We start from the raw sequence: 13,824 nt of genomic DNA, 5'->3' as shown, positions 1-13,824 counted from the left end.
CTCCACTAGCATCGCTAACACAGTGGGGATAGTGGTATAAAAACGTCAATTAATTTTTACGAAATAAAAGATTAAAAAAACAATTGCCTTTAATTTTTCGACAACTTATGCTGACGAAAGAACATCCCAAACTGCCATCTGGCGTCAGGAATACCCCTCCTGTCGACACTAGCACTGACATTGAAATAGCGGTGGAAGTAGCAGAAGTAACAGCAGCAGCGGCAACTTTACAAATGGAGGTTCATCCATGTCAGCAATCATCCAGGCCATCTTTATCAATCCACCGATGGCAATTGCCCGTCTAGGCGGCAGTAGTACGCCGCAAGAGGCTTTCCAGTGGATACAAAATCCAGCACCGCGCGCCAATGCAGAAACGGTTATTGCACCTGACTGGTCGCTGCGCATCTTGCCTGACAGTTCAGTCGAACCTTTTATGCCAACAGAACTCAGCTTGCGCGATGGCGAGCTGATACGGCCAGTGGCACCCTTCTTTGAAATCTGGGCAAAAATGGGCGAACCCGGTTCGGCAGAAAGCAGCTGGACAGATGCGCCGCTGACCCCGGCCTTGTTGAAGCGCTTCAAAATCCCGCTCGCCAATCTGACCCTGGAAGTGAACGCACAAAACCACAAGGCAGCCCGCCGTGCTGCCAACCCGCTTTTGCGTTTTGGCACCAATCCACCTGTAGTAGTGGCGGCTGACAATCATGCGAACACCCCGCTATTGGGTGTCAGCCCGCCAGCCGCTACCGCACCCATGATACCGGCGGGACGCAATATTCCTCTTGGCAGCATACAGTTCTTGCTCAGCAAACCCCAGCCCGCCACTGGCCAGCCCTGGCTGGCAGCAGTCAATGTCGAAGTATTGCGCTTCCGCTTTACCCCGGCGCGTGGGCGCGTGTATGGCCCGCCAGATACCAGCCAGGACCATCCGCCACCAGTGGGTACCCCAGCACCCCCGGTACTGGAACCTTTTAACTTCCTCAATCCAGATGCAGGCTGGCGTGGCATCACCGGCACCCAGGCAGAAGTAGTCAGCCCCTGGGACACCTATGATGGCGCTGATGTTGGTGGTGGCAACATATCACTGGGTGTCGTGGACGATACCTGCGAAGCCAGGGTCAAAGCCACTTTGCGCTTCCCCGGCGCGACCGGGAGAACTCTCAACACAACGGCCAATGTCTTTGTTGCACCACCCGACTTTGCCCCGGACCGCCGACCTTTCCTGTCCATGGCTGACGAGATCAATGACCGCAGTGGCGATATGGCCAGACGCAACGCCGCCATGACCACAGCCGAGCGCGAACGCTGGGTAGAAGACTTGTTCGAGCGCGTTTATGAAACCCTGAGCCTGTTCAACGTCGATCACTACCGCGACCTGCGCGCCATGGATTTGCCCGCCAATGCACGGCTACCCAGAAAAATTACCGGTGACGGCATGCTTGAGCCTCTACGGGCATTCGGTGGACGTGACCCTTTGCGTAATCAAAATTTCACCATACCCAATGGCAATGCTGCCGATCCCTTGCCACTGACCACCCATGCACGTTCGCGCCACCGCTATTTATCTGATTTACAGGCCTTGCATGATTTTGTGCAATTGCATCCCACCCGGCTTAAGGAGCTGATACGCCAGAGTTTCCATTTGAGGTCACCTGAATCTGCCGATGCCACCAGCATGCAGATGCCACCGCTGATGCGCAACTCCAATGCCCAGCCGCTGACTCTCAGCACCTGGCAATATGATCTGCTGCTGAGCTGGGTAGACGATATAGTGCAGACACCTGTCGCTGCACCACTGGGTCGTTCGGCCATTGTCGCCAATCGCGCCAATGAAAGGCGGGATGAAATCCTGGCAGGCATGGGCACCAGCACAAACCCTGCTGGTGGCCAGACATGAGTTTGCTGCCACTCCCCTCTGCTGTGCATGCACCAGGCAGTTACCGCTTCAGGTCTAGCCTCGGTCAGCATTTGCTGGTAGTGCCGCATAGCCAGATCTATGACCTGCCCGAACAGGAAACTGACGTTGATGCTGATGTTAATGCTGATGTTAATACCGAAGCTGATGTCAACCTGGATCATGTGCTCAGCCAGATGCTGGCGCGCACCCTGAACAATGAAGCCAGTCTCGACGCACTGAGCCTGCCAACAGTACAAAGCCTGTCGCTGAATGTAAGTTCCAGTTGCAACCTGGGCTGCAGCTATTGCTATGCCAGCCAGGGTAATTTTGAGGGCAAACAAAGCAAGGGCATGGACTGGGAACAGGCGCGCGGCAGCATAGACCGTTTGCTGGCAGAAGCCGATCCACAAGCGCCGCTGACCCTGGGTTTCATAGGCGGAGAACCCTTTGTCAATCGCGCCCTGATACACCAGTGCGTGCACTACAGTGCTGCGCTGGCCCGCGAGCAGCGCCTGGACTTGCGCTATTCCGTCACCACCAATGGCACCTTGTTGCGCCCAGAAGATCACGAACTGCTGCGGCGACACCGCTTTGCAGTCACCGTCAGCATTGATGGCGGCAGTGTCGTCCAGAACCGACAGCGCCCCATGCTCAATGGCAAGCGCGATTCCTTTGCTGCAGTAATTGAACACTGCCAGCCTTTGCTGGACACACCCGGCATGTGCAAACTGGCGGCCCGTGCTACTGCCAACAGCCTCTCACTTGACCTGGACCAGCAGTTTGACGCCATCGCCGCGCTGGGCTTCCAGGACATAGGCTTCTCGCCCTTGCGCAGCGGTTCAGCACTGGCGCTGCAGGATCAAGACTGGCCAGTCTATGAACAAGCCATGGTCAGCCTGGCCAGCCGTGAACTGCAAGGCGCTTTGCAGGGCCAGCAAATACGCCTGAGCAATTTCGCCACTGCCCTGAAGCAATTGCATGTTGGTGCCAGCAGCCCTTACCCCTGCGGCGCAGGGGGCGGTTATTTTTCTGTTGCCAGCGATGGCGACTGGTATGCCTGCCACCGTGCCATCGGCAATCAAGATTACAAGCTGGGTGACCGGCACGCACTGGATGCACCCAAACGCCTGCAGTTTTTGCAAGAGCGCCATGTACATGCCCAGACCGATTGCCAGGCTTGCTGGGCGCGCTACCTGTGTTCAGGCGGCTGCCACCAGGAAAAAGCCAGCCGCAGTGGGGCTTCTTGCGACTACATCCGTCATTGGCTGACTTTTTGCCTGCAGTCTTATTGTGAACTCAGCCAGGCCAGGCCGGATTATTTTACCCATTGCCTGCCATCCCCACGTGCCAGCGTCTCAGCACAGTCAGGAACATAAGGAACATAAAATGAGCCTTCCCGATATCATCAAACTGATCCCGCGCAATGCTGCCGCCCTGCGCCGCACGCAAACGGCTGACAGCGCCATTACGCCGGTTGCTGGCAATCCCGTTTCTACCCGTCTGGAGTCTGGCGTCGGTAATTGTTATCCCGGACTGGAAGCCGATTTACGTAATCTGGAAAGGCGCTTTTTCCCATTCCTTGAAGTAGACATCGACGATACTGAAATCCGTATCGTGGCTGTCGACAGTAGCGGCATTGATGCAGCCACTACCAATACCACCACTACCACCCCAGGTACGGCAAACACGCCAATGAGCGCAGCAGTAGCAAAGAAATATCGCAACCTGGCGCGGGACATCAGCCAGAACCGGCGCTGCACGATCACCGGGATTAACGGTAACTTTGGTCCCTTCGGCAATCAGGATTTGAGCATTGCCACATTAAGCCCGCCAGGCAATACTGATATCAGCACAGCACCTCCGGATGCCTGGACTGCAATACGCCTGCTACCAGAAAACACTCCCCTTACCCTGACAATACAGACCAGTGCTGGCAGTGTTTCGCTGCAAGGAAAACGTTCCCCCTATTTGAGCAGTACTGGCAGCCTGGCCGCCATGTTTGAACCCGGCGAACTCACGCAATCCCTGTGCAGCCCATGGACCCATGATTTTCGCGATTGCGGTTGCTTTTACTGGGCCAGCAATCATCCTGACATTGCCCAGCCACCGACACCAGACGCCAGCGAACCGGGTGTACCCTGGCTGGCCGCAGTCCCATGGGAAAGGTTGAACAGAAGCATAGGCAACACACCGCCTGTACCCGCCGACATTAATGAACCCGAAGAACTGGGTCATTACGCCATCAACCACCAGTGGCAAACCCTGAACTTCGTGCTGGAAGGCCGCGAAACCATACGCCCCTACAAGCCTGGCAAGTTCACTGCACTCCCGCTGGCATCCAGAGAAGAATTACAACTATACCTGCGCTATGCTGCTGGCCTGGAACTGGCTGCCATTCAGGAATACCTGTCAGCAGCTTATTCGCTGCTGAGCCCGGCCATGCTGGCAGCAGGTGATCTGCGCAATAATGTCACGGTCAGTTTTGCTGAACTCATGCGCATCGCCTATGGAGAAATGCGCCACCTGCGGGCTGTCAACAATGTTCTGTTATCACTTAACGGCCCTGCCTATACACCAGCTTTGCAAGTAGCCAAAACGATTCCTGATGCCGCGGGCAATCAAAGCCCGGTACGTGCGAGGATACTCGACCGGCAAGCCATTTTGGATTTCCTGGCACTGGAACAGGCCAACACAGGTGCCGACAAATTATATGCACGCATCTACGCTACCCTGCGCCAGCCAGGCTTTGGCAGCGATGCCGACTGCCAGAGCATACGTTACATCATGGCCGAGGGTCAGGACCACTTTGAGACTTTTGAGAATATGCAGGTATGGCTGCAAGGCTTCCAGCCCAGCCAGTATCTGCACCAGAATCTGGTACAGGCACCCGCCAGCAACAGCACCTACAAGGCACTGCAAAAAGCTTATCGCAGCCTGCTGGAAAAACTGTACGCCGGTTACCAGGCGGGCATGCCCCAGGGGGCGGTGGATATTAACTCGGCCCGTAGCGACATGGTGGCCGCCAGCGGTTTTGGCAGCGCTGCCAGGGCAGTGATCAACGCGGGTTTCCTGCTGTCTTTCGATACCATCAGCGACGCTCGTTTTACCCCTATAGCCCCGCCACCTGGTTTATGAAGCATTACCGTGTTGCGGTGCTTGGCAATGGCCCGGTTGGCATACTGGCTGCCTTGTGTGCAGCCAGGCAAGGACGTGGCCCGGTGTTGTTACTCGCCGCAGACCCGCCTGCCAGTGTCGATGCAGGAGGAAGCGGCTATCGCATTGAGGCTGTCCCCGTCAGCCTGCTGGCATTACTGCTGGAGTATGGCATCCACCCCCACCTGATCGGGGCTGAGCAGACGCATGATCTCAGGCAGGTACAGTGGGACAGCAAAGCCAGCATGTCCCTGCCCACGCCCAAGACCGTACACATCCACCGCCCCGCGCTGGAGCAGGCCCTGTGGCAAAAGCTATTGCAGGAGCCGCGTATCCACCTGCGCCTTGGCGAACAAAGCCTGCAATTGCATGACGCCGGTGCCGGTGGTACTAATAGTGCAGATAGTGACAATGGCGACGACTGGCACGCCGACCTGCTGATCGACGCCAGTGGCCGTGCCGCCAGGACTGCCAGCAGCATAGACAAATCGCAGCAACCCTGGGTGGCCCGCCTGTTCACGCTGGCTCGCCAAGCCCGGCAGCCAGGACGCTTTCACTCTCATTTTCAGCCCGATTTTCAGCCTCACTTTAAATTGGCCGCGCTGCCGCAAGGCTATGTCTACAGCCTGGCTACACCCCAGGTACAGAATGTCGTTTTTGTCGGGCGTGGCAAGGCAGTCAAAGGCAGTGCAGGAGAGTTGCAGCAACTGTTGCATGGTGCCCAGGCTGGCTGGGTGCTGCAAGGCTTGCCTGATCTGATGGAGTTTCATGGCGGCATGGCTCACCCGGTTTCGCTGCAATGGGCCACATCCGAACGCAGCGTGCTGATCGGCGATGCCGCCCTGGCGCGTGACATCCTTTCTTCCCAGGGCTTGTCCTGCGGCCTGTCCGAAGCCCTGTGCGCACCTGACCTGGGCACGCCACTGGCCAGGGCAAGTTTTCAGGAGAGGCAAAAACAGCAACGGCAGCTGCATGCCACGGCATTACTGAACCAGATCAGGAGCTGTCTGTATGGCATTGAGACTGCCTGGCAAGACTATGCACAGTTTATTCTGACAGCACGCACATAAACCGCCAAGACTGTCACTTTCAACACTGTTTAAATAACCGGGGATCAACTAGTATCAGGGCATGGAAATCAACATTTATAACAAGGAGAAACCGTGTACCTCATCGCCAACATACTGACCGGCATCGTCGCCGCCCTGCATATTTACTTCCTGATACTGGAAATGTTCCTTTGGGATAAGCCCATGGGTTTGCGCACCTTCCGCAACACGCCAGAGAAGGCAGAAACCACCAAGGTGCTGGCAGCAAACCAAGGTTTATACAACGGCTTCCTGGCTGCAGGCCTGGTCTGGGGTTTGCTGATGGGTGGCCATGAAGGCTTTCATGTGAAGATTTTCTTCCTCACTTGCGTCATCATTGCCGGTGCCTATGGCGCATATTCAGTCAGCCGCCGCATCTTGTACATACAGGCAGCACCGGCTTTGCTGGCCCTGGTCTTATTGCATTTCTAAGCCGACTTACTGCGCAGGCACATCGACGATCTCTTCCGAGTCATGGAAGCGTGAATAATGGATGTGCTGGACATTATCTGCATCAAGGCTGTTTTCAAATACGTCCACATAGCGATGGTTCCAGTGTATCTGGCTGCAAGGGTAATAGTGACGCGCCCTTTGCGGCTGGTTGGTAGTGTCATCCACCCCTTCTATACTCAGTATCAGTGAAGCCCTGCAGGCGTGCAGGGCTTCTGCATCCATGCCAAACAGCGGGCTGTTTTCATCAATGACGTGGATGACGGTCCAGCCAAGGATGAAAATGGGGTGCTGTTCACGTTCCAGCTTCATGTCAGTGATCTTGCGAAAACTGCCCATGTTGGCCGTGTTTTCATCACGCATTAGGCGTAGTTTGGCGGTTGCCTCGCTGATGATATTCATGCGCGCATTGGCCAGGCGTATCAGCAAGACCTGCTTGCCATCCATCACGTGACTGACAGGGTGGTGTGCAAAAATAATGCTGGAACGAGGGCGTGAAAAGCGCGCAAACATGACACCTGTAATCAGTGCCACGCTGGCCATACCGATGAAAATCTCCAGCGTGGCTATGCTGTGTCCGTACACGGTTTGCGGGTGCATGTCGCCATAGCCCACGGTCGCCAGCGTCTCTACACTAAAGAAAAACGCACCCAGAAAACCATTCGGATGCAAATTGCCTATGGGGTTATCGCCCATCATGAACAGCGCGGCAAAGCACAGGTTCAGCACCAGGAACACCACCCCCACACCCGCAAAAAACACTGGCCAGCTGGATGTCATCGCATAGTAGTAAATGTCTTGCCAGAACTGCGTGCGCAAACCATAGGCAACGACAGAACGGCCACCCATGCTGATGCTGCGGCCATGTGGTTTTTGTTGGGTCATATGGGAGGGCTTTCGCTTGAAAATTTTTATCCTTGGAGAACCAGGAGGGTTCATGCTGAATATTTTTTTATTTGGCTTATATTGTCGTTTAAATTCGCTGGCATTGCGACGAATTACTGGTACGCAGCGAACGCCGCTGGGTTCCTGCCTGCGCAGGAACGACGGAGTTTAGGTTTTCGGGAGAATACCGCAGCTTCTGTTCTACGAGAGAGGGATTAAGTTTGTATATAGTTAAACTCTGCCTGAATCCGCAATATGACCATCCTCAAATCCGTCGCTCCTGCGCAGGCAGGAGTCCAGCGGCGTTTGTTGTTCACTGAGGAATATGCAACGGGTTAGCGTAAAAATATTTTAGTTTTTCTGAACTAACTACTTGTAAGGATTCCCCAGCCCCATCCCCGCCAGTATCTCTATCTCCAGCGCCTCCATCTCATCAGCCTCGTCATCTTCTTCATGATCATAACCCTGGGCATGCAGGACACCGTGCACGATCAGGTGCTGGGCATGTTCGAGCACGGTTTTCTTTTGCTCTGCAGCTTCCTTCTCCAGCACATCGGTACACAGGATAATATCAGCCTGGGTCACTTCTGCATCTTCATCTTCGGTATAGGCAAAGGTCAGCACATTGGTGGCGTAGTCCTTGCCGCGATAATCATGGTTGAGTAGCTTGCCTTCTTCGGCATCAACAAAACGCAAAGTGATTTCTGCCGGGAAGAACAGCGCCGCCTGCACGGTTTTGCGTATCAGCGGACGGGTCAATACATCTTGCAAACGCTTGTCGGCATATTGCACCGACAAAGTGAGTTTATGCTTGCTGACAGTTTTGGATTCAGCTTTAGGTTTAGCTTTAGATTCAGTTTTACTTTTTGCGACCATGGTGGGCAGAGCTTAAAGGGGTTGCGGGTTTCAGCAAGCCGATAGCGGCGCTGTTGGCGGTGGCGTTGGCATTGGCGCTTTCATAGGCATCGACGATGCGGGCGACCAGCGGGTGACGTACCACATCGACGCTGCCAAAATGAGTGAAGGCGATGCCACGCACGCCATCCAGCACCTGGCAGGCATCAATGAGGCCGCTTTTCACGTTACGCTGCAAGTCAACCTGGGTAGGGTCACCGGTAATCACCGCCTTGCTGCCAAAACCTATGCGTGTCAGGAACATCTTCATTTGTTCCGGCGTGGTGTTTTGCGCTTCATCGAGGATGACGAAAGCATGGTTCAGGGTGCGGCCACGCATGTAAGCCAGCGGCGCAATCTCGATGACCTGTTTTTCAAACATTTTTTGCGTGCGGTCAAAGCCCAGCAAATCATACAGGGCGTCATATAACGGGCGCAGATAAGGGTCAACCTTTTGCGCCAGGTCACCTGGCAAGAAACCCAGACGCTCGCCTGCTTCCACTGCCGGGCGGGTCAACACGATACGTTTGACGGCATCACGCTCCAGCGCATCAACGGCGCAAGCCACTGCCAGATAGGTTTTGCCCGTACCAGCCGGGCCTATGCCAAAGCTGATGTCGTGTTCGAGTATGGCCTTGATGTAATGATTCTGATGCGGCGTGCGTCCGCGCAAATCGCTGCGGCGGGTTTTCAGCATCGGGCTTTCTATATCGGCATCTTCAGGCAAGGGAGCATCAACCGCAACGGCATCCGCCGGAATCACATCATCCTGATCTTTGCCAGCCTTGCCTTTTTTCAGGCTCTTGCTGGCGCGTTGCTCTACCAGTGCTAGTTGCACTTCATCAATGGTGATGATTTTTTTCGCCAGACCATAGAAATGCTCAAGTATCTCTATCGCTTTTTCGGCATTGTGGCCGCTGACGATAAATTTTTCACCACGGCGAAAGATCGTCACATCCAGTGCTGACGAAATCTGCCGCAAGTTCTCATCCAGCGGCCCGCACAGATGTGCCAGACGGGTGTTGTCCAGAGGTTGAGGGATGAAGTGCGCTACCGGCACGGGTGTTTTTGCCATTATGCTGTCACAGCCTCTTCGACTAATTCGCCGCGTAAGGAATAATTATAGGATTCGGTAATGCGGGTATTCACCAGCGTACCGACCAGGTCTTTGGAACCCGCGAAATTGACAACGCGGTTATTCTCGGTGCGACCCTGCAATTCATTGGGGTCTTTTACCGATGGGCCTTCTACCAGAATACGCTGTACCGTACCTATCATGGCATTGCTGTATTTCTTGGTATTGGCATCAATCACAGACTGCAAATGCTGCAGACGGCGCAATTTCAATTCTGCCGGTGTATCGTCAGTCAGGTTAGCTGCTGGCGTACCTGGGCGCGGGCTAAAGATAAAGCTGAAGCTGTTATCAAAACCAATGTCATTGATAAGCTTCATCAGCGCATCAAAATCTTCATCCGTCTCACCAGGGAAGCCGACGATAAAATCAGACGACACTGAAATATCCGGGCGCACGAGTCGCAAACGACGCAGGACGGATTTGTATTCTATGGCAGTGTAGCCGCGCTTCATCGCCGACAGGATGCGGTCAGAGCCATGCTGGGCAGGCAGGTATAAATGATTGACCAGCTTGGGCACCTTGGCATAACAGTCTATCAGGCGCTGGGTAAATTCTTTGGGGTGGCTGGTGACAAAGCGTATGCGTTCTATCTGCGGGAACTCGGCTATGTATTCGATCAGCAGCGCAAAGTCGGCAATCTCGCCATCTTCCATGAGGCCACGGTAGGCATTCACGTTTTGCCCCAACAGGGAGATTTCTTTGACGCCCTGTTCAGCCAGGCCAGCTACTTCTGCCAGCACATCATCAAAAGGGCGCGAGACTTCTTCACCACGGGTATAAGGTACGACGCAATAACTGCAATACTTGCTGCAACCTTCCATGATGGACACATAGGCACTAGCACCTTCAACACGGGCAGGCGGCATGTGGTCAAACTTTTCAATTTCAGGGAAGCTGATATCTACTTGCGAGCGGCCAGAAGTACGGCGCGCATCGATCAACTGCGGCAAACGGTGCAGGGTTTGCGGGCCAAAGACCACGTCCACATAAGGAGCGCGCTTGATGATGGCATCACCTTCTTGTGACGCCACACAACCGCCAACACCAATCAGCAGTTCAGGTTTTTTGCGTTTGAGTTCACGCAGGCGGCCCAGGTCAGAAAACACTTTCTCGGATGCTTTTTCGCGCACGCTGCAGGTATTGAGCAAGATAACGTCGGCATCGTCGGGATTATCGGTCTGCACCATGCCATCATTGGCATTGAGGATATCTGCCATCTTGTCCGAGTCGTACTCGTTCATCTGGCAACCGAAGGTTTTGATAAATACTTTTTTTTGCATAATTTTTTACTTACTCAACTTACTCTACGTACTTTAGGGATTACAGCACTGCGTCAGGCGTGGCTGTTATCCCTGGGCAGATCTCAAAAATTCTTGTTCTGGAAAATCTGTGGTACCCATTCCTTGGCGGCTGGCAATACCCTTTTACGTTCAATCTCGGTCAATACCCAGATTTTTGAGACATCACCAAAATTATCCTCAAGATAATTAACGATGACGTAATTACTCGTAATTTGCGTGGGCGAGATAAACAGGTTCTGGTCATCATAGATACGCAAACCCGGTGCCGTATTCTTGGCTTTACCATCAATCAGGACGTTTGGATATTGCGACATATTCAAGACACCGCGCCTGGTATTTTCCGGGAAATTGCGTTCCTCCGGTATTTGTGCAAAACCTTGCAAACTCGTCATCGTCAGCAGGGCTAACACAGACATCATCATTACACGGCGTAAAATCAGCAGCATAGGCATACCTCAGCACCTCTTAGTGGGAAATTTAGTTCAAGCAAATCAACTACTTAGCTTCAAACCTGGGGAAACCGGCAAGCCTGCAAGTTTAACACAATCAGCGCCACACTTCCTATTGCAGCATAGCAGGCCATGCCGCTGCAATGAGCCAAAATGCCTGAAAATCTGTGATAATGGTAAAAAAAGAACCATGGAACCTCATGCACACCCGCTCACCCCGCTCTGAAAAGCGTGAATTTGATACCCGCCATTTCCGGGATGCCCTGTCACAATTTGCCACTGGCGTCACCGTCATCACCACACGTTTGGCGGATGGACAGTTTTTGGGCTTGACAGCATCGTCCTTCAATTCAGTCTCGCTTGACCCACCGTTGATACTCTGGAGCCTGGGCACTGCCGCCAATAGCCTGCCCGTGTTCAGCGGCAATTCACACTATGTGGTGAATATACTATCGAGTGAACAAGCCTGGCTGGCAGAGCAATTTGCCAGCCGCAAGACTGACCGCTTTGCTGGTGTTGACTACACCCTCTCGCGCACCGGCCACCCCATACTGACAGGTGCATCGGCCTGGTTTGAATGCCACAACCGCAGCCGCTATCCTGAGGGCGACCATGTCATCTTCGTTGGTGAGGTTGAGCATTGCGAATTCACCAAACAGGCGCCGCTGGTGTTCCACTCTGGCCAGTTCCTGCCCCCCAACAAAGAATAAACCTGCCCATGCCCTCTATTTTGCCTGTCGACCTGGTCGGCTATATCGCCGCCTGCCTGACGACCACCGCTTTTGTCCCGCAAGCCTGGCTGACCTGGCGTCGCAAGCGGGCCGAAGGCGTGTCACTGGGCATGTACATCATCCTCGTGGCCGGCATCATGCTGTGGCTGGTGTATGGCCTCATGCTCAGCGCCCTGCCCATCATCATCGCCAATATGATCACCCTGATGCTGGCGCTTTTTATCCTCGTGATGAAGCTGGTGTACAAGTAATTTTAAAAAACCTGGCTCCACCTGGCTCAATCTCGCATGTCTGGAAACTATAACTCAAACACTCACCAGAATAGTAGCGAGAACCAGGATATCTACAAGAAGCCCAGCGCTGGCCCAAATAAAATAGCTATTGCTAAAGCTACAATAATCATTCGCGCATTCTGAATGGGGTCTGGATAATGAAGGACGAAGAAAAGAAGATCACGATACTTGCCTATCTGGCTGCCTATAATCATTTCGACATAGATGGCATGATCAAGTTGCTGCATGCAGATATCATCTTCAAGAATATCGCTGGTGGTGAGATCAATGCCCAGACCAATGGCATGCAAGAATTCCGCAGCCTGGCAGAGCAATCCAAAGGTTTTTTCTCATCCCGCCAGCAACAGGCAAGTAACTTCCAGTTCCAACATGATAGTGCAAGTGTTGACATCAGCTACGAAGGTGTCGCTGTGGATTTATCAAACGGATTGAAAACCGGCGAGACACTGAAACTCGAAGGACGTTCTGAACTTACCGTCAAGGACGACTTGCTGATTGCCATCAGCGATTACAGTTGAATGTCATTATGCCCATCCCCCTTATTCTGCTTATTCTGCTTATTCTGCTTATTCTGCTTATTCTGCTTATTCTGCTTACATTTACCCCTTGTTGCATAAATCAATGGAAATAAGCTACGAAGCGGTAGTTTAGATATAGCAACAGGGCATTACTTGAACTTCGCCTTCGTTTATGAGATGCTGACGCACCCTGTAAAACTCATAGCCAACACCCCGATCTGGAACCGAGGACCGACATCATGAAACTCTCACATCTCCTTACTGCTGCAATACTGATGGCGCTGACGAATATGGCATCTGCGCAAGTGCAGAGATGCGTGGACAATGATGGACGCGTGACGTTTACAGACAATATTTGCCCAAAATCCACTGCCAAGGGAACTTCAGTCAAGGCCGGTCAAAAGTATGTAGGCTCAGGCTCGGAAGGCGGCGCGGACACCAATTGGGCAGCCAAGAATGAAGCCTTCAACCAGCGCCAGGCAGTGCGTGACCGCAATGATGTGCTGGAAAACACCCGTCGCAGCAATGAACGCGCTATCAAAGAATTCATGAGCACACCCATGCCTGAGGGTGTGAAATCCCGCAGACTGACTACTTACTATGACCAGCCCTATAAGTTGGAAAACAAGAAATACAACCAATAAACAAGGCTGACCCTGGCAACACTGCACGCATGCACGAACAGAGCATAAACCCAACGAGCATTGCAGATGAAGTACGGCGATGCATCGCTGACTTTGTCGGCATGCCATTGGACAGGGTAAAAGCCAATGCCAGTCTGTTTCACGACTTGGGCGTGGACGGAGATGATGCCCATGAATTGATGCAAGAATTTGCAAGTCGTTTTCAAATTGACTTGAGCCACTTTGTATTCAGCGACTATTTTGGTCCCGAGCATGCAAGCAATCCACTTGCTCTAGTCAAGGGTATGCTGGGATTGGGACAGCCTGCAATAGATAAACGCCTGGAAACGCGCGACCTGGTGCAAGCTGTAATAGCCGGTAGATTTATTCCACCGGGCTGAGTCTTC

The 13,824-nt window shown here is 53.4% G+C and carries 15 protein-coding genes; 10 read left to right on the top strand and 5 right to left on the bottom strand.

Annotated elements, in window-relative coordinates:
• The first annotated feature begins 247 nt into the window (after positions 1-247).
• The 5 genes from ACO0LD_RS25380 to ACO0LD_RS25360 all read left to right on the top strand — a co-directional run bounded on the left by ACO0LD_RS25380 (position 248) and on the right by ACO0LD_RS25360 (position 6,570).
• Entirely contained in the window at positions 248-1,897 is a 1,650-nt protein-coding gene (locus ACO0LD_RS25380) for a hypothetical protein (RefSeq protein WP_423011166.1), read from the top strand.
• Positions 1,894-3,273 carry a radical SAM protein gene (locus ACO0LD_RS25375; protein ID WP_423011164.1) on the top strand — a complete coding sequence of 460 codons (1,380 nt, stop codon included), beginning with the start codon at positions 1,894-1,896 and terminating at the stop codon, positions 3,271-3,273. The genes ACO0LD_RS25380 and ACO0LD_RS25375 overlap by 4 nt, the downstream gene beginning before the upstream one ends.
• A gap of 10 nt (positions 3,274-3,283) precedes the next feature.
• The gene (locus tag ACO0LD_RS25370; RefSeq protein ID WP_423011162.1) at positions 3,284-5,032 is read left to right on the top strand and encodes a ferritin-like domain-containing protein; all 1,749 of its coding nucleotides are present in this window, start codon (positions 3,284-3,286) and stop codon (positions 5,030-5,032) included.
• Positions 5,029-6,120, top strand: coding sequence for an FAD-dependent oxidoreductase (locus tag ACO0LD_RS25365; RefSeq protein WP_423011160.1), 1,092 nt, complete (start codon positions 5,029-5,031; stop codon positions 6,118-6,120). Before ACO0LD_RS25370 ends, ACO0LD_RS25365 begins: the two co-directional genes overlap by 4 nt.
• Positions 6,121-6,213: 93 nt before the next feature.
• Positions 6,214-6,570: a DUF1304 domain-containing protein gene (locus ACO0LD_RS25360; RefSeq protein WP_423011158.1), complete on the top strand. Its 357-nt coding sequence runs from the start codon at positions 6,214-6,216 to the stop codon at positions 6,568-6,570.
• Between the two features lie 6 nt (positions 6,571-6,576).
• Here the strand turns inward: ACO0LD_RS25360 and ACO0LD_RS25355 are convergent, their stop codons facing one another.
• The 5 genes from ACO0LD_RS25355 to ACO0LD_RS25335 all read right to left on the bottom strand — a co-directional run bounded on the left by ACO0LD_RS25355 (position 6,577) and on the right by ACO0LD_RS25335 (position 11,249).
• Positions 6,577-7,473: an ion channel gene (locus tag ACO0LD_RS25355; protein ID WP_423011156.1), complete on the bottom strand. Its 897-nt coding sequence runs from the start codon at positions 7,471-7,473 to the stop codon at positions 6,577-6,579.
• Positions 7,474-7,842: 369 nt separating this feature from the next.
• Positions 7,843-8,349: an rRNA maturation RNase YbeY gene (gene ybeY, locus ACO0LD_RS25350; RefSeq protein ID WP_423011154.1), complete on the bottom strand. Its 507-nt coding sequence runs from the start codon at positions 8,347-8,349 to the stop codon at positions 7,843-7,845.
• A complete protein-coding gene (locus tag ACO0LD_RS25345; RefSeq protein ID WP_423011356.1) occupies positions 8,333-9,445 on the bottom strand; it encodes a PhoH family protein in 1,113 nt (370 codons plus the stop codon). The genes ybeY and ACO0LD_RS25345 overlap by 17 nt, the downstream gene beginning before the upstream one ends.
• Positions 9,442-10,782, bottom strand: a complete 1,341-nt coding sequence (miaB, locus tag ACO0LD_RS25340) for a tRNA (N6-isopentenyl adenosine(37)-C2)-methylthiotransferase MiaB (protein ID WP_423011152.1) — start codon at positions 10,780-10,782, stop codon at positions 9,442-9,444. Before miaB ends, ACO0LD_RS25345 begins: the two co-directional genes overlap by 4 nt.
• A gap of 83 nt (positions 10,783-10,865) precedes the next feature.
• Positions 10,866-11,249 carry a hypothetical protein gene (locus ACO0LD_RS25335; RefSeq protein ID WP_423011150.1) on the bottom strand — a complete coding sequence of 128 codons (384 nt, stop codon included), beginning with the start codon at positions 11,247-11,249 and terminating at the stop codon, positions 10,866-10,868.
• A gap of 203 nt (positions 11,250-11,452) precedes the next feature.
• Between ACO0LD_RS25335 and ACO0LD_RS25330 the strand changes: the two genes are divergently transcribed.
• The 5 genes from ACO0LD_RS25330 to ACO0LD_RS25310 all read left to right on the top strand — a co-directional run bounded on the left by ACO0LD_RS25330 (position 11,453) and on the right by ACO0LD_RS25310 (position 13,818).
• The gene (locus ACO0LD_RS25330) at positions 11,453-11,962 is read left to right on the top strand and encodes a flavin reductase family protein (protein WP_423011148.1); all 510 of its coding nucleotides are present in this window, start codon (positions 11,453-11,455) and stop codon (positions 11,960-11,962) included.
• A gap of 8 nt (positions 11,963-11,970) precedes the next feature.
• On the top strand, positions 11,971-12,234 hold the full coding sequence (locus tag ACO0LD_RS25325) for a SemiSWEET transporter (RefSeq protein WP_423011146.1): 264 nt from the start codon (positions 11,971-11,973) through the stop codon (positions 12,232-12,234).
• A gap of 179 nt (positions 12,235-12,413) precedes the next feature.
• Positions 12,414-12,794, top strand: coding sequence for a nuclear transport factor 2 family protein (locus ACO0LD_RS25320; RefSeq protein WP_423011144.1), 381 nt, complete (start codon positions 12,414-12,416; stop codon positions 12,792-12,794).
• 239 nt (positions 12,795-13,033) lie between these two features.
• The gene (locus ACO0LD_RS25315; RefSeq protein ID WP_423011142.1) at positions 13,034-13,438 is read left to right on the top strand and encodes a DUF4124 domain-containing protein; all 405 of its coding nucleotides are present in this window, start codon (positions 13,034-13,036) and stop codon (positions 13,436-13,438) included.
• A gap of 29 nt (positions 13,439-13,467) precedes the next feature.
• Positions 13,468-13,818, top strand: a complete 351-nt coding sequence (locus ACO0LD_RS25310) for a DUF1493 family protein (RefSeq protein ID WP_423011140.1) — start codon at positions 13,468-13,470, stop codon at positions 13,816-13,818.
• Positions 13,819-13,824: the final 6 nt, after the last annotated feature.

Origin of the sequence: Undibacterium sp. Ji83W, from assembly GCF_049340385.1 — a bacterium.
In the GTDB taxonomy this organism is placed as follows: domain Bacteria; phylum Pseudomonadota; class Gammaproteobacteria; order Burkholderiales; family Burkholderiaceae_D; genus Undibacterium.
The sequence above is the reverse complement of the archived record's forward strand: the minus strand, read 5'-3'. Positions and strand labels throughout refer to the sequence as shown.